At 62.5% G+C, this 15,184-nt stretch carries 17 protein-coding genes; all 17 read left to right on the top strand.

Annotated features, from left to right (window positions below; all coding sequences use genetic code 11):
• A partial coding sequence (locus tag H928_RS33695) for an efflux RND transporter permease subunit (RefSeq protein ID WP_239645033.1) occupies window positions 1-668 on the top strand: 668 nt, incomplete at its 5' end.
• Window positions 665-985 (top strand): DUF3240 family protein, encoded by a 321-nt coding sequence (locus tag H928_RS0120375; protein WP_003056157.1) that lies wholly within the window; start codon window positions 665-667, stop codon window positions 983-985. The genes H928_RS33695 and H928_RS0120375, both read left to right, overlap by 4 nt.
• The gene (locus H928_RS0120370) at window positions 982-2,280 is read left to right on the top strand and encodes a TolC family protein (protein WP_239645032.1); all 1,299 of its coding nucleotides are present in this window, start codon (window positions 982-984) and stop codon (window positions 2,278-2,280) included. The genes H928_RS0120375 and H928_RS0120370 overlap by 4 nt, the downstream gene beginning before the upstream one ends.
• Window positions 2,261-3,049 (top strand): phosphatase PAP2 family protein, encoded by a 789-nt coding sequence (locus H928_RS31105; protein WP_061872682.1) that lies wholly within the window; start codon window positions 2,261-2,263, stop codon window positions 3,047-3,049. The genes H928_RS0120370 and H928_RS31105 overlap by 20 nt, the downstream gene beginning before the upstream one ends.
• On the top strand, window positions 3,046-4,719 hold the full coding sequence (locus H928_RS28990) for a phosphoethanolamine transferase (protein WP_012204570.1): 1,674 nt from the start codon (window positions 3,046-3,048) through the stop codon (window positions 4,717-4,719). The genes H928_RS31105 and H928_RS28990 overlap by 4 nt, the downstream gene beginning before the upstream one ends.
• Window positions 4,720-4,730: 11 nt before the next feature.
• Window positions 4,731-5,153, top strand: a complete 423-nt coding sequence (locus H928_RS31100; protein WP_012204569.1) for a diacylglycerol kinase — start codon at window positions 4,731-4,733, stop codon at window positions 5,151-5,153.
• Between the two features lie 42 nt (window positions 5,154-5,195).
• Window positions 5,196-6,110 (top strand): LysR family transcriptional regulator, encoded by a 915-nt coding sequence (locus tag H928_RS0120355; RefSeq protein WP_012204568.1) that lies wholly within the window; start codon window positions 5,196-5,198, stop codon window positions 6,108-6,110.
• Between the two features lie 25 nt (window positions 6,111-6,135).
• Window positions 6,136-6,363, top strand: a complete 228-nt coding sequence (locus tag H928_RS31095; protein ID WP_003056142.1) for an EexN family lipoprotein — start codon at window positions 6,136-6,138, stop codon at window positions 6,361-6,363.
• Window positions 6,364-6,579: 216 nt separating this feature from the next.
• Window positions 6,580-8,589, top strand: a complete 2,010-nt coding sequence (locus H928_RS0120350) for a conjugal transfer protein TraG (protein ID WP_003056140.1) — start codon at window positions 6,580-6,582, stop codon at window positions 8,587-8,589.
• Window positions 8,586-9,050 (top strand): ribbon-helix-helix protein, CopG family, encoded by a 465-nt coding sequence (locus H928_RS0120345; protein ID WP_003056139.1) that lies wholly within the window; start codon window positions 8,586-8,588, stop codon window positions 9,048-9,050. The genes H928_RS0120350 and H928_RS0120345 overlap by 4 nt, the downstream gene beginning before the upstream one ends.
• On the top strand, window positions 9,047-10,096 hold the full coding sequence (trbB, locus tag H928_RS0120340; RefSeq protein ID WP_003056138.1) for a P-type conjugative transfer ATPase TrbB: 1,050 nt from the start codon (window positions 9,047-9,049) through the stop codon (window positions 10,094-10,096). Before H928_RS0120345 ends, trbB begins: the two co-directional genes overlap by 4 nt.
• Window positions 10,093-10,479, top strand: a complete 387-nt coding sequence (locus tag H928_RS0120335; RefSeq protein ID WP_003056137.1) for a TrbC/VirB2 family protein — start codon at window positions 10,093-10,095, stop codon at window positions 10,477-10,479. Before trbB ends, H928_RS0120335 begins: the two co-directional genes overlap by 4 nt.
• Complete coding sequence (locus tag H928_RS0120330) at window positions 10,476-10,748, top strand: VirB3 family type IV secretion system protein (RefSeq protein WP_003056130.1); 273 nt, start codon at window positions 10,476-10,478, stop codon at window positions 10,746-10,748. Before H928_RS0120335 ends, H928_RS0120330 begins: the two co-directional genes overlap by 4 nt.
• Before the next feature lie 14 nt (window positions 10,749-10,762).
• Window positions 10,763-13,234: a conjugal transfer protein TrbE gene (trbE, locus tag H928_RS0120325; protein ID WP_003056125.1), complete on the top strand. Its 2,472-nt coding sequence runs from the start codon at window positions 10,763-10,765 to the stop codon at window positions 13,232-13,234.
• Window positions 13,231-13,986, top strand: coding sequence for a P-type conjugative transfer protein TrbJ (gene trbJ / locus H928_RS0120320; protein ID WP_003056124.1), 756 nt, complete (start codon window positions 13,231-13,233; stop codon window positions 13,984-13,986). Before trbE ends, trbJ begins: the two co-directional genes overlap by 4 nt.
• An 11-nt stretch (window positions 13,987-13,997) precedes the next feature.
• Window positions 13,998-14,324 (top strand): hypothetical protein, encoded by a 327-nt coding sequence (locus H928_RS0120315; protein ID WP_003056123.1) that lies wholly within the window; start codon window positions 13,998-14,000, stop codon window positions 14,322-14,324.
• Window positions 14,321-15,184, top strand: an 864-nt coding sequence (gene trbL / locus H928_RS0120310; protein ID WP_021028149.1) for a P-type conjugative transfer protein TrbL, incomplete at its 3' end; no start/stop codon positions are given. The genes H928_RS0120315 and trbL, both read left to right, overlap by 4 nt.

Genomic DNA, 15,184 nt, shown 5'->3' with positions numbered 1-15,184 from the left:
GCTCGCGCTTCGCGCTGATCCAGTCCAGCGTGAGCGGGCGCGATCTGGTCGGCTTCGTAGATGAAGCGCGCGAAGCCGTGGCGCGCGACGTGCCGCTACCACCCGGCTACCGCGTCGAATGGGGCGGGCAGTTTGAGAACCAGCAACGTGCAGCGGCCCGCCTAGGCATGGTGGTGCCGGTAGCCCTGGGGCTGATTTTCTTCGTGCTGTTCATGACCTTCGGCTCGGTGCGGCAGGCCGCGCTCATCCTCGGCAACGTGCCGTTTGCCATGGTCGGCGGCGTGGCGGCGCTGTGGCTGTCGGGGCAGTACCTGTCGGTGCCTGCTTCGGTCGGCTTCATCGCGCTGCTGGGCATCGCCGTGCTCAACGGATTGGTGCTGATGACGCACTTCAACCACCTGCACGCGCTAGGCCTGCCCATGGAACAGGTGGTGCGCGAAGGTTCGCTGCGACGGTTGCGCCCCGTGCTGATGACGGCTTCCATCACCGCCTTTGGCCTAGTGCCCCTGCTGCTGGCCAGTGGCCCTGGCTCTGAGATCCAGCGCCCACTCGCCATCGTGGTGATTGGCGGACTGGTCAGTTCCACTGCGCTGACCCTGGTCCTGCTGCCGGTGCTGTACCGGCGATTCGGCCAGGCCATCTCCTCACAACAAGGAGTCCACGCATGAACGGATTGAAAGAAGCGCAACTGGTGCGCCTGAATCTGGTGTTTCCACCCACGCTCGAAGACGCCGTCACCGATGCCCTGATGGCCGACCCGGTGCTGCCAGGGTTCACCCTGTTGCACGCCGAAGGGCATACCGGCGACTTCGCGCGCGCGTCCATTCGCGAGAAGGTTCGCGGCCGTGTGGATCGGCGCGTCATCTGGGTGTTGATCGAATACGAACAACTGGAACAGGTCCTGGCGCATCTGCGCCAGCGCATCGCGTCTAGCGATGTCCGCTGGTGGGTGGAGTCGGTGTTGGCAAGTGGAAGACTGGTATGACGAGTAAAAACAAAGGATGCAGCCTGGTACTACCGGCTGGTGCCGTCATGGTGGCTATCGCGGTTTTGACATTTCATCCCGCGCAAGCGCGCGCCGATGATCTCTCCTGGCTGCCTCCGCAGGTGCAAGTCGAAGCGGCGATGAAAACCCAGCCGGTCGTGAATGCCGCAGCCGCTCGCTTGGACGCGGCTGCTGCCACGCAAAGCGCCCTTGAAGCCGGTAGCCACGAGTTTGAACTCAGTAGCGGCCTACAACGTCGCAACGTGACCAACGAAGCGCGTCGCTACAACGAATGGGAAATCCAGCTCAGCCGTGCTGTTCGCTTGCCAAACAAGGCGCGTCTGGATCGGGAGATCGGCAGCCGCACCCGCGGCGTGGCCGGTATGCGCCTTGAAGATGCCGAGCACCAGATGGCAAGGCGACTGCTGGAAGTCTGGGCCGGATGGCTGCGCAGTTTCGTCGTAGCCGACGAGATGCAAGCTCAGGAAAAGTTGCTTATACGTGAGCAGGAAGCAATGGCCCGCCGCGTGACCCTGGGCGATGCAGCGCAGCGGGACAGCGACGTTCTGCAAGCCGAACGCGCGATGCTTGCAGCCCAGGTTAGCGCTGCGCTCGACGCAGAACGGGCAGCACGACAAACGATGATGATCGAGTTCCCCGGCATTGAGATTCCCGCGCGGCCATCCACGCTGCCAGATCCCGACCCTTTGCCGGGCGGGGTACAGGAGTGGCTGGCGCGAATTGTGCGACAAAGCGTCGAAATCGGCATTGCCGATGGAGAGGCGGCTCGCCTTGCCAAGGTGGCCGAGCGCGCTCGCGCCAACCGCACGCCCGACCCCACCGTCGGGGTACGCATGATGTCTGAACGCGGCGGGGCGGAACGTGTCATTGGCGTTGTCTTGACGGTGCCATTTGGCACGGACTATCGCAGTGCAATGGCCGCCACGGAAAGCGCCAACGCGGCGGCCGCAGAGGCCGAGGCGCTCGGCGTGCGGCGCGCGGTGGAGCAAAGTGCGTGGGTCGCCGTGCAGGCTGTTGACAGTAAGCGCACACAGTGGCAGTCATTCGCGCAGGCGCTGGCCGCGCAGACCACGGCCAGCAACCGCACGCGGCGGGCTTGGGAATTAGGAGAGGCCCCCTTGGCCGAATACCTTTTGACGCTGCGCAACCTGCGCCAGACACGACTAGCCGAGGCACAGGTTCGCGTCGATGCGCTGCAAGCATCGGCACTGGTGCGTATCGATGCGCATGCGCTGTGGCATTCGAAGGAGGCACATGCCGATGCCCCCCAATGAATTCCGACTACTGGGCAACGCCCCACTATCCAACGCACTATTCGCACCTCGATTCTTAATCACTCATTTAGCGCTACCAGCGGGTGCGGCGCTGATCATCAGCAGTCTATTGATGGATGGCGGTGGGGACTTCTGGGTCGCCGATCATCTCTATCGCTTGCAGGGCAGCCGATGGGCTTTGCGGGATGCCTGGCTAACCAACAACCTGCTGCATCGGGGTGGGAAGAATCTTTCCACCTTGCTGGCAATTGTGGTTGCAGCAACGTGCATCTGGGCTTGGAGAAAAAAACGTAGCAACAATTGCACAGCACACCTACGCTGGCCGCTACTGTATCTTTTTTGTGCGTACGTGATCGCGGCACTGACGGTTTCGGCGCTGAAATCGTTCACTAACATGGATTGCCCCTGGAACTTGGTGCGCTATGGCGGAGCGCGAGTGTTTGTGGGCCTGTTTGAAACACGCCCGCCCGGTATGCCGCGCGGTGTGTGCTTTCCCGCAGGGCATGCAAGTGCCGGATATGCATGGGTCAGCCTCTATTTCTTTACCTTGATGGTTCGTCCTGCCTGGCGTTGGATGGCCTTGGCCGCAGGTTTGATGATAGGTGCCATCTTTGGATGGACCCAGCAGGTGCGCGGAGCCCATTTCCTTTCTCATGACTTGTGGACACTCCTGATTTGTTGGGTCGTTGCCTTGGGTCTTTTCATGGTCTGGCAACGCTGGTTTGTTGGTGGCTCAGGCGATGTCCATTCATCGGGGTTCCAAGCATGAGAACTTTCAAACAGGCTCTCGGTCTGGTGCCGCGATTCAGAACTGCAAACCTCAAGAACCTAAGCCATTGGCGACCACAATGCAGCGTCGAGTGGCTGATCTTGATGACCAGTATTTTCTTTGCACTGGCCTGCAATGGTCTATTTTGGAGTAGCGCCTTAGGCGTCCAGTCCAGTCTACGCATGGGCACATCCGTACTGCTGTTTCTGGTGGGAATTCACAGTCTGCTGTTGAGTTTGGTTGTATGGCGCTGGAATGCCAGGGTTTTACTTGCGGTGCTGTTTGTTGCCTCTGCCCTCGCAACACACTACATGCGCAGCTTTCATATCTACCTCGATTCGAGCATGTTGCGCAATGTTCTAGCCACAGACTTCAAGGAAAGTCGCGAGCTACTGACGCCTGCATTGATTGCTCCACTAAGCCAACTGGCAGTAGTGCCGATTATTTTGCTTTGGCGAATCCGATTGGTCGGGCGTACTTGGCTGAAAGCAACCGTGTGGCGTATGGGATTAATGCTGTTTTCGGCACTGATGATTTCGGTCGGTGTCATGCTGTCATTTCAGGACATGTCCGCACTGATGAGAAATCATCGCGAAGTTCGATACTTGATTACACCGGGAAACTATCTGGTGGGCTTACCGAAGGCACTAAAAGGTTCCTCTATCACGCAGTCCGCCGAAAAGAAAACCATTGGAGCTGATGCCGTTGCAACAGTCAGGCCCGAAGGCAGTCGGCCACGTTTATTAGTCTTTGTCGTAGGCGAGACGGCTCGCGCCCAAAACTGGGGATTGAACGGCTATGCACGCGAAACAACGCCTCAATTGGCTCAGATAGGTGTGATCAATTTCTCCGACATGCACTCCTGTGGAACTAACACCGAGGTTTCTGTGCCTTGCATGTTCTCGTCCTTTGGTCGCCGAAACTACGATGAGGACAAGATTCGTTCACACCAATCCTTACTGCATGTTCTGGAGCGTGCTGGTATTACCACCTTATGGAGGGATAACCAGTCAGGTTGCAAAGGGGTGTGCGATGGTCTCGAAAATCAACGTCTAGGGAACGCACAAAGTCCCTCTTTATGCGTTGATGGTCGGTGTTTCGATGAGATTTTGCTTGAAGACTTACCAGCTCAGGCTCGCAAAATTCCCGGTGATCGTGTGATTTTTTTGCACCAGATTGGAAATCATGGCCCCAGCTACTTTCAACGATACCCAGCAGCGTATCGCAAATTCATCCCAACATGCGACACACCGGAAATGGGGAAATGCACCCGCGAACAGATCGTGAATAGCTACGACAACGCTATTCTCTACACAGATCATTTCCTAAGCCGAGCCATCAAACAATTGCAGGGGCTTTCCGACTACGACACAGCTATGATATTCGTCTCGGATCACGGCGAATCCCTGGGCGAGAAGGGTCTTTTTCTGCACGGCATGCCTTATGCGATTGCTCCACAAGAGCAGACTCGTGTTCCTTTGGTTATGTGGTTCTCTTCAACGTTTACGCAAAGTCGCGGGCTGAATATTGGCTGTTTGAGTGAGCGAGCCCGCTCTTATGCGGATCACGACGCATTGTTTTCGTCTGTCTTGGGGCTAATGCAGGTTAAAACAAGTGAGTACGATAGGAATTTCGATTTTTTCTTTGGCTGTGATGATAAGAATATATAAGAGTTGTTCTCATGAAAGATAAAAAACACACAATCGCAGCTGATTCCATGTCCGCATTCGAAAATAAACAAAAATCTCGCCGAGGAATATTGAGAATTTGGCATGCGTCCCATTACTCAATTCAGGGATTGCGCGCTGGATGGAATGAGCCGGCCTTTAGACTTGAGTCAGTATTTTCCTTTGTGTTGGTCCCATTGGCCTTCTGGTTGGGGCAGGGATGGGTCGAAGTCGCTCTTCTCTCAGGAAGTATCCTTATTTTGATGATTGTGGAGCTACTCAATACTGCTGTGGAATCGGCGATTGATCGTATTGGCCCTCAATGGCATGAGCTATCAAAGCGTGCAAAGGACATGGGAAGCGCTGCCGTGCTGTTAGCCACTTTGCTGACCGGGGGGGTTTGGCTGTCAGCACTCTGGCAAAGGCTGATTAATTAGCCGCGCAAATGAAATTAGACGAATTAAAGTGGAGTGAGCACAATGGAGCTTCGACATCTTCGCTGCTTTCTCATCGTTGCGGAGGAACTTCATTTCGCTCGCGCCGCTGAACGACTACATATCGACCAATCTCCACTTTCACGCACTATCAAAGAATTAGAAGAGGAACTTGGTGCTCGTTTATTCATTCGTACTACCCGAAGCACTCAACTAACCCGTGCCGGGCGACAGCTTTTGGAGCATGTCCCGCGCATTTTTACCGCATTGGATCAGGCCCGTGATGGCGTCAAGTCTGCCACCAACGGATTTTTAGGCCAGTTACGCATTGCCTTGTCTGATGGTGTAACACCCACACGATTGTCAACTTTGCTGGCGCGATGCCGTGAAGAGGACCCTGAAGTTGAGATGCGTCTGTTTGAGGTGCCGCTCGGGCTGCAGATCAAGGGTTTGCATGAAGATCTGTATGACGTAGGTTTTTCGATGGCAGAGGATGGAGGCGATGGTATCTTGGTCACACCTGCTTGGGAAGATGAACTGATGGTAGCGGTGCCAGCCCGCCATCCCGTGCTCGCCTTCAAACAGGTTCCGCTGAAAGAAGTGCTGCGCTATCCGTTGGCACTGGGCGACCCGGCGGTCTGCGAAGGCCACGCGCGGCAGATCGATCGTTTTCTGCGCAAGCTCGATCAGGAGCCGCTGATTGCGCAGCGCGTGGCAACCTTCGACGTGATGATGACGCTGGTTTCCGCTGGCCTGGCTTTGGGCCTAGCGGGCGAGGCGCATATCGCCTCCAGCCGCGAGCCGGGTGTCGTGGCCCGCCGCTTGGCAGGCAAGCCATACATGCTTACGACCTATCTGCTACGCCGCGATGCGGAGCCGTCCGAGATGCTGGCTCGGTTCATCGAGCGTGTGGCCTTCATTGATTCGGCAGACGGTATCGACGCTGCCGACGATGCCTGAACCATCCGACGAAAGGACTGGAATCATGAACAGAGTGATGCTACTGATGCTGACCGTCGCACTGACCGCATGTGGCTCGTCTCAACCTTCGGAAACCGTGGATTTCCTCGCGGCGCATCCCGAGCGCATCAAGGAGATTCAACGGCAATGCAAGGAAGATCGCACAAAAGTCGGTGATGAACTTTGCCGCCGTGCTGCCGAAGCCGCCAATCGGCGTTTCTTCGGTGACCGACCTGAGCAGAAGTCCAAATAGCTCTGTTGTAGTCGCTTCGCAGCGACAAAGTTCTCGCTGACACCTCACTACGCCGCAACGCGCTCCCGTCTGCGGCGTTTTTATTGCCTTCGCTCCTGCAAGAAATCAGGCTTTTTCGGCCTAAATCCCCGCCATAACGGTCTTTGACCGACCTATGCACACGCCTTGATCCTGATGCACGCGGCACGTTGTTGTGCCGTGATTGGAGGCGGGATCATGCAAGGGACGAACGTGCTGTTCGGTCAGATCGCCGTGGTATTCGGCATCGTGATCGCCGGCGTGTGGGCAGCCACACAATGGACAGCCGCCGCCCTGGGCTATCAGCTACGCCTTGGCTCGCCCTGGTTCGACTTCTTCGGTACGCCGGTCTATCACCCGTGGCGGCTGTTCGAGTGGTGGTTCTTCTTCGATGCCTACGCGCCCAGCGTCTTTGACATCGGCGGCGCCATTGCGGGTGGCAGCGGCCTGGTGGCCGTGCTGGTGGCCATCGGCATGTCGATCTGGCGCTCGCGGCAATCGCGCCTGGTCACGACCTACGGCTCGGCGCGCTGGGCGAACGCGGATGACATTCGCGAGGCCGGTCTCACGCAGCCGGACGGCGTGTTCCTCGGCCAGCACGAACGCCAGTACCTGCGCCACGAAGGTCCGGAACACGTCCTGACCTTCGCACCAACCCGCTCGGGCAAAGGCGTGGGCCTGGTGGTGCCCACCTTGTTGAGCTGGCCCGCGTCCGCCGTCATCCATGACATCAAAGGCGAGAACTGGCAGATCACCGCAGGCTGGCGCTCGCGCTTCTCGCATTGCCTGCTGTTCAACCCGACCGATGCGAAGTCAGCGGCCTACAACCCGCTGCTGGAGGTGCGTCGCGGCGCCCATGAGGTGCGCGACGTGCAGAACATCGCGGACATCCTGGTCGATCCCGAAGGCGCGCTGGAGCGGCGCAACCATTGGGAGAAGACCAGCCATGCTCTGCTGGTCGGCGCCATCCTGCACGTGCTCTATGCGGGCGAGGACAAGACGCTGCGCGGCGTCGCCAACTTCCTCTCCGATCCGGCTTGCCCATTCGAGCTGACGCTGCACCGGATGATGACCACGCCGCATCTCGGCTATGGCCCGCATCCGGTCGTCGCATCGGCGGCGCGCGAAGTGCTCAACAAGTCGGACAACGAGCGTTCCGGCGTGTTGAGCACGGCCATGTCGTTCCTCGGCCTGTACCGCGACCCTACGGTGGCCGAAGTCACGTCGCGTTGCGATTGGCGCATTGCCGACCTGATCGCGGCCGAGCATCCGGTATCGCTGTACCTTGTGGTGCCGCCTTCAGATATTTCGCGGACGAAGCCGCTGATCCGCCTGATCCTCAATCAGATCGGGCGACGGCTGACGGAATCGCTCGATGGCTCCGACGGCATCGAGCGCCGCCACAAGCTGCTGCTGATGCTTGACGAGTTCCCGGCGCTCGGGCGGCTCGACTTCTTCGAGACGGCACTGGCCTTCATGGCGGGCTATGGCATTCGCAGCTTTCTCATCGCGCAGTCGCTCAATCAGATCGACAAGGCGTATGGGCAGAACCATTCGATTCTGGACAACTGCCATGTCCGCGTGACGTTCGCCACCAACGACGAACGCACGGCCAAGCGGATCTCCGAAACGCTGGGCACTGCAACCGAGCTGCGCGCACAGCGCAACTACGCAGGCCACCGGCTCGCGCCGTGGCTGGGCCACCTGATGGTGTCGCGCCAGGAGACCGCGCGCCCACTGCTGACGCCGGGCGAAGTGATGCAGTTACCGCCGGATGAAGCCGTGGTGATGGTGTCCAGCGTGGCGCCGATCAAGGCCAAAAAGCTGCGCTATTACGCGGACACCAATTTCAAGCGGCGCGTGCTGCCGCCGCCCGTGCTTGCGGCCGGACGCTATGCCGACGTTCCGCCCTCGCGAGCCGACGACTGGAGCGGGCTGGCGATTCCCGCCGTGCCTGCCGCACCGGCCACTGCACCTACTGATGGCCTGGAGCACTTGGGTTCGGCCGACGACGGCGGACCGCGCCGTCAGCCCGAACTTTCCGAAGCCGTCGCCTACGACCCCGAGCTGGCCGCGTCCGCAGCCGACCTCGGGTTGCTCGATGACGATGACGACCTGCCGCTTCCCCTTCCTCGCCAGCTTGACCCGGCCATGCAGCGCACGGCCCGGCTGGCTTCCCTCGACCCCAACGACGGAATCGAGCTATGAGCCACTACCGCCTCAACCTGTTCATCCAGCCGGAGCATGCCAAGCGTCTGGACGAGCTGGCCGCCAAGAAAGGCGTATCGAAATCCAGCATCGTCGCGGCGGCGCTCGCATCGTGGCTGTCGCCCGATGCTGCCGACCAGCGCGAGGCAGCGATTGCCAAGCGGCTTGATCGCCTCTCGCGCCAGGCCGAGCGCATGGAGCGCGACCAGAACATCGCCATCGAAACGCTGGCGCTGTTCATCCGCTATTACCTCACGGTCAGCACGCCAGTTCCCGAGGCGCACCAAGACGCGGCACGCGCACAGGGCAAAGCGCGCTTCGAGCAGTTCGTTGAACAGTTGGGTCGCCACCTGCTGCGCGGTCGAAGCCTGGTGCGCGATGTGGTGGAGGAACTGCACCCCGACCCGGCGCGGATGGATGACGCGGCGGCAGTTGCCGAAGCGCAAGAGCGCGCCTCATGAGCGTCGCACCTTCGTCCTTCGCCACCTCGCTCGACCGCCGCATTCAGATGCTGCGCACGGCGATGGGGCCGCTGATCGCTGCCGCGCTCGAAGACCCGGACGTGGTGGAAGTCATGCTCAATCCTGATCGCACCCTTTGGGTGGATCGGCTTTCATCGGGCCGCGCACCGATGGGCGTGGAGCTGTCCGAGGCGGACGGCGAGCGAATCATCCGCCTTGTCGCCGCCCACGTTGGCGCAGAAGTCCATCGCGGCCAGCCGCTACTGTCCGCCGAACTGCCCGAAACCGGCGAACGCTTCGAGGGTATCTTGCCGCCCGCCGCGCCAGGGCCGGCCTTCGCGCTGCGGAAGCGCGCCATCGGTGTGATTCCGCTGGAGCGGTACGTCATCGACGGGATGATGACCAGCGCGCAGGCGGGCTTTCTCGTTCGTGCCGTGCGCGAGCGGCAGAACGTCCTGATCGCCGGCGCCACCAGCAGCGGCAAGACCACGCTCGCCAATGCGCTGCTGGCCGAGATCGCCGCCACGGGCGACCGCGTGCTGGTGCTCGAAGACACGGTGGAACTGCAATGCGCGGCCCGCGACCACGTTCCGCTGCGCACCCGCGCAGGCGTGGTGTCGATGACCGAGCTTGTGCGCTCGTCCATGCGCCTGCGGCCTGACCGCGTGGTCGTGGGCGAGGTGCGCGGCGCCGAGGCGCTGGATCTCATCAAGGTGTGGGGCACGGGCCATCCGGGTGGCATTGCCACGATCCACGCCGGCTCCGCCCTCGGCGCGCTGCTGCGCCTGGAGCAACTGATTCTCGAAGTGGCGGTGAACCCGCCCCGCGCGCTGATCGCCGAGGCGGTCAACGTGGTGATCCACATCGCCGGGCGCGGACGCAAGCGCCGCATCGAGAGCATCGCCCGCGTCGTCGGCTTCGACGGCGTGGGTTACCGACTGGCGGATGCGATGGACGCGCCGTTTCCCGAGCTGCCGCCACTTCCCGATGCCGCACCCGCTGCGGCGACTTCCCCATCCCTCGACCTTTCTGGAGAACTGCCATGACGCACGTTGATGCTTTCCGTATTTCTGTAAATCCGCTTTCCCGCCGCTCCAGTCCCGCGCGGCTGGATGGCCTGGCCCGCCCGGCCATGCAAGGCTTGATGCTCGCTGCCTTCATGCTGCTGCTTGCGGGCACTGCACAGGCCGCCGGTTCCTCGATGCCGTGGGAAGGCCCGCTGCAATCCATCCTTGAATCCATCCAGGGGCCGGTGGCGCGCATCGTCGCGGTCATCATCATCATCGCCACGGGCCTCGCGCTCGCGTTCGGCGACACGTCGGGCGGCTTTCGCAAGCTGATCCAGATCGTGTTCGGCTTGAGCATCGCCTTCGCCGCGTCCTCGTTCTTCCTGTCGTTCTTCAGCTTCTCGGGCGGGGCCGTCGTATGAGTGCCCCGGACACCTTCGCGGCCGGGTTCGAGGTGCCGCTGCATCGCTCGCTCACCGAGCCGATCCTGCTGGGCGGCGCACCGCGCACCGTGGCGATCGCCAACGGCACCTTGGCCGCCGCTGTCGGGCTGGGCCTGCAACTGTGGATTCCCGGTGTCGTGCTCTGGATCGTCGGCCATTCGCTGGCGATGCGGGGCGCGCGCGTCGATCCGCAGTTCATGGCCGTGTTCGCGCGGCACATCAAGCACCGCCCGCTGCTGGACGTGTAGGGGAGGACGCCGCGATGCTGAACCTCGCCGAATACCGCCAGCGACCGGCCTTGCTCGCCGACTGGCTGCCCTGGGCCGGACTGGTGGCACCGGGCGTCGTCTTGAACAAGGACGGCAGCTTCCAGCGCACGGCGCGCTTTCGTGGCCCCGACCTCGACAGCGCGACGCAAGGCGAGCTGATCGCCACATCGGCGCGCTTGAACAACGCGCTGCGCCGCCTGGGTTCGGGCTGGGCGCTGTTCATCGAAGCCGAGCGCCGGTCTGCCGCCGACTACCCGCACTCCGATTTCCCCGAACCGCTGTCCTGGCTGGTCGATGAAGAACGCCGCGCCGCCTTCGAGGATTCGGGCAACCACTTCGAGAGCGGCTATCACCTGACGCTGGCCTACCTGCCGTCCGAGGAATCCCGTGCTCGGGCCGCGGGCCTGCTGTACGAAAACCGGCCCACCGAAGGCGTGGATTGGCGCGAGCGGCTGCACGCCTTCGTCGCTGAAACGGATCGCATCTTCGACCTGCTCGATGGCGTGATGCCGGAGATCGCCTGGCTTGATGACAGCCAGACGTTGACCTACCTGCATTCGACCGTCTCGACGCGCCGCTACCGCGTCGGCGTTCCCGAAGTGCCGTTCCACATCGACGCGCTGCTGACCGATTCCGCGCTGGTCGGTGGCCTGGCGCCGATGCTGGGCGACCAGCACCTGCGCGTGGTGTCGGTGCGCGGTTTCCCGACCTCGACCTGGCCGGGGATTCTGGACGACCTCAACCGCCTGGGCTTCGCGTATCGCTGGAGTACGCGCTTTCTGTGCCTCGACAAAGCCGAGGCGGAAAAAGAACTCGCCCGACTGCGCCGCCAGTGGTTTGCGAAAAGGAAGAACGTCATCGCGTTGCTGCGCGAGACGATCTTCCAGCAGGAAAGCCCGCTGGTCGATACCGACGCCAACAACAAGGCCGCCGACGCCGATGCTGCCTTGCAGGAGCTGGGCAGCGATCAGGTCGCCTTCGGCTACCTGACGGCGACCGTCACCGTCATGGACGCGGACGCCGCCGTTGCCGACGAGAAGCTGCGCATGGTGGAGCGCGTCATCCAGGGGCGCGGCTTCGTCACCATCCCCGAAACGCTCAACGCCGTGGATGCGTGGCTGTCGTCCATTCCGGGCAACGCATACGCCAATGTCCGCCAGCCCATCGTCTCGACGCTGAACCTGGCGCACATGATGCCGGTGTCGGCGGTATGGGCCGGCCAGGAACGCAATGCGCATCTCGATGGGCCGCCGCTGATCGTCACGCGCACAGACGGCGCCACGCCGTTCCGGCTGGTGACGCACATCGGCGACGTGGGCAACACGCTGGTGGTTGGCCCCATCGGCATGGGCAAGTCGGTGCTGCTGGCGACGATGGCGATGCAGTTCCGCCGCTATCGCGGCTCGCGCATCTTCGCCTTCGACATGGGGCGCTCGATCCGCGCGGCCATCCTGGGCATGGGCGGCGAGCACTACGACCTGGGCGCGGACGACGAGATCGCCTTCCAGCCGCTGGCGCGCATCGACCGAGAGGGCTACCGCACCTGGGCCAGCGAATGGGTGGAAGGCCGCCTGCTGCACGAAGGCGCGGCCGTCGGCCCGGACGAGAAGGCGGCCATCTGGTCTGCGCTGGGGAGCCTGGCCAGCGCGCCGGTGGAGCAGCGCACGCTCACGGGCCTGACGGCCTTGCTGCAATCGAACACCTTGCGCCAGGCACTCGCGCCCTACGTCCTGGGCGGCGCGCACGGCAGGCTGCTGGATGCCGACCACGACCGCCTCGGCACATCCGACGTGCAGGCGTTCGAGATGGAGGAGCTGATGCACAGCAAGGCTGCTGTGCTCGCGGTGCTGCGCTACCTGTTCGCGCGCTTCGAGGAGCGGCTGGATGGTGCGCCCACGCTGCTGATCCTCGATGAAGCCTGGCTGTTCCTCGATGACCCGGTGTTTGCGGCGCGCATCCGCCAGTGGCTCAAGACGCTGCGCAAGAAGAACGTCAGTGTCATCTTCGCCACGCAGTCGCTCGCGGACGTGAAGGATTCGGCCATCGCGCCGGCCATCATCGAAAGCTGCGCGAGCCGGATTTTCTTGCCGAACCCGCAAGCGACCGAACCGCAGATTCGCGCGATCTACGAGGGCTTCGGCCTCAACAGCCGGCAGATCGAGATCGTCGCCACCGCGCAGCCCAAGCGCGACTACTACTACCAATCCCGCCTCGGCAACCGCGTGTTCGACCTCGACCTGGGGCCGGCGACGCTGGCCTTCGCGGGTGCTTCCACGCCGCAAGACCAGCGCGCCATTGATGAGGTTCTTGGCCGCGTGCCGCAGGACGCCGGCGTGCCCGGCTTCGCGGGCGCCTGGCTGCGCCATCGCGGCCTCGATTGGGCGGCCGACCTGCTGCCCTCGTTCCCCGGCTACGCGCCGGGTTCCCTCCGTACCGCTGACCACCCCCAGGAGAACCAACTATGAAATTGCATACCCCCAAGCTCGCCGCGTTGACCGCCGCCTGCGTGCTCGCATTCGGCATCGCGCAACCCGCCCACGCCTTGTTCGGCGTCGGCGACATCGTGCTCGACCCGACCAATCTGGTGCAGAACACGCTCACCGCCGTTCGCACGCTGGAGCAGATCAATAACCAGATCCAGCAACTCCAGCACGAAGCGCAGATGCTCATTAACCAGGCGCGCAACCTGGCCAGCCTGCCGTCCAGCGTGGTCGGCCAGTTGCGCGCGAACCTGGCGACCACCCAGCGACTGATCGCGCAGGCCAAGGGCTTGGCCTACGAAGTGACAAGCATCGACCGCGAATTCGTGCGCCTGTATCCCGAGAAGTACGCCGCCACGGTGAGCGGCAATCAGATGTACCTCGATGCGCAGGAGCGTTGGAAGAACACGCTCAACGGCCTGCAAACGACCATGCAGATGCAGGCCCAGGCGTCGCAGAACCTGAGCGACGACGAAAGCGTGCTGGCCGACCTCGTGGGCAAGAGCCAGTCGGCCGAGGGCGCGCTGCAAGCGATGCAGGCTATGAACCAGTTGCTGGCCTTGCAGGCCAAGCAGTCGATCCAGACGCAGCGGCTCCAGATCACGCAAGACCGCGCGGCCTCGCTGGAACTGGCGCGGCAGGCGGCGGCCACGGAGCGCGGGCGCGAAGTGACGCGCCGCTTCCTGGGCGAAGGCACGCCGTACACGCCGCAGCCCGTCAATTTCTACAACCGCTGACGGAGGCTGCCATGCAACGCACGCCCGTCGTGTTTGCTTTCGCCATTCATGCGCTGGTGCTGGCCGGCTGTGACCGGCCGCAGCAAGTGTCGGTGAATGCGCTCGCCGCCGACCCGGCCCGGTTGCACGCGCTGCGCGCGCAGTGCCGCGCGGGCGCGCACGACGGCGCGTTTTGCGCGCAGGTGGCACAGGCCGACCTGCGGCGCTTTCTCTCCGGCCAGGCCGGGCCGAATGAGTACCAGACGCTGGCCGACCTGCCGCCGATCCCGCCCAGCTTCGATGAACCCGCCGATGGCAGCGCGGCAATCGCTCTGCCTGGGCAGGAGGACTCGCCATGAACGACGTGACGGTCATCGACCGCTTCCTCGACACCTTCTCGCGCTACATCGACTCGGGCTTTGGCCTGTTGCACGGCGAAGTGGCGTTTCTGACCGCCACGCTGATCGTCATCGACATGACGCTCGCCGGGCTGTTCTGGGCGATGAGCCATGCCACCGGCCAGGGCGAGGACGTGATCGCCAAGCTGATCCGCAAGGTGCTGTACGTCGGCGCCTTCGCCTACATCATCGGCAACTTCAACTGGTTGGCTGGCATCGTGTTCCGCTCCTTCGCCGGGCTGGGCCTGACGGCCAGCGGCTCGACCCTGAGCATGGAGAACTTCCTGCAACCGGGCCGGCTGGCGAAGGTCGGCATCGACGCCGGTGCGCCGATCCTGAAACAGATCGGCGACATGGCGGGCTTCCCCGAAGTCTTCGTGAACATCACGCCCATCGTCGTGATGTTCCTCGCTTGGCTGATCGTCCTGCTGTGCTTCTTCGTGCTGGCGATCCAGCTTTTCATCACGCTGATCGAGTTCAAGCTGACCACGCTTGCCGGCTTCGTGCTGGTGCCGTTCGCGCTCTGGAACAAGACCGCATTTCTCGCCGAGAAGGTGCTGGGCAACGTGGTGTCGTCCGGCATCAAGGTGCTGGTGCTGGCGGTGATCGTGGGCATCGGCTCGGGCCTGTTCGCCGAGTTTCAGGTACAGCCCGCCGAACCATCCATCGACCACTCCGTGGTCGTGATGCTGGCCTCGCTGACGCTGCTGGCCTTGGGCATCTTCGGGCCGGGCATTGCAACCGGGCTGGTGTCCGGCGGCCCGCAGCTCGGCGCAGGTGCGATGGCCGGTGCGGCGCTGGGCGCGGCCGGCGCTGCTGTT

Source organism: Comamonas sp. B-9 (assembly GCF_000410635.1).
Lineage (GTDB): Bacteria > Pseudomonadota > Gammaproteobacteria > Burkholderiales > Burkholderiaceae_C > Comamonas.
The sequence above is the reverse complement of the archived record's forward strand: the minus strand, read 5'-3'. Positions and strand labels throughout refer to the sequence as shown.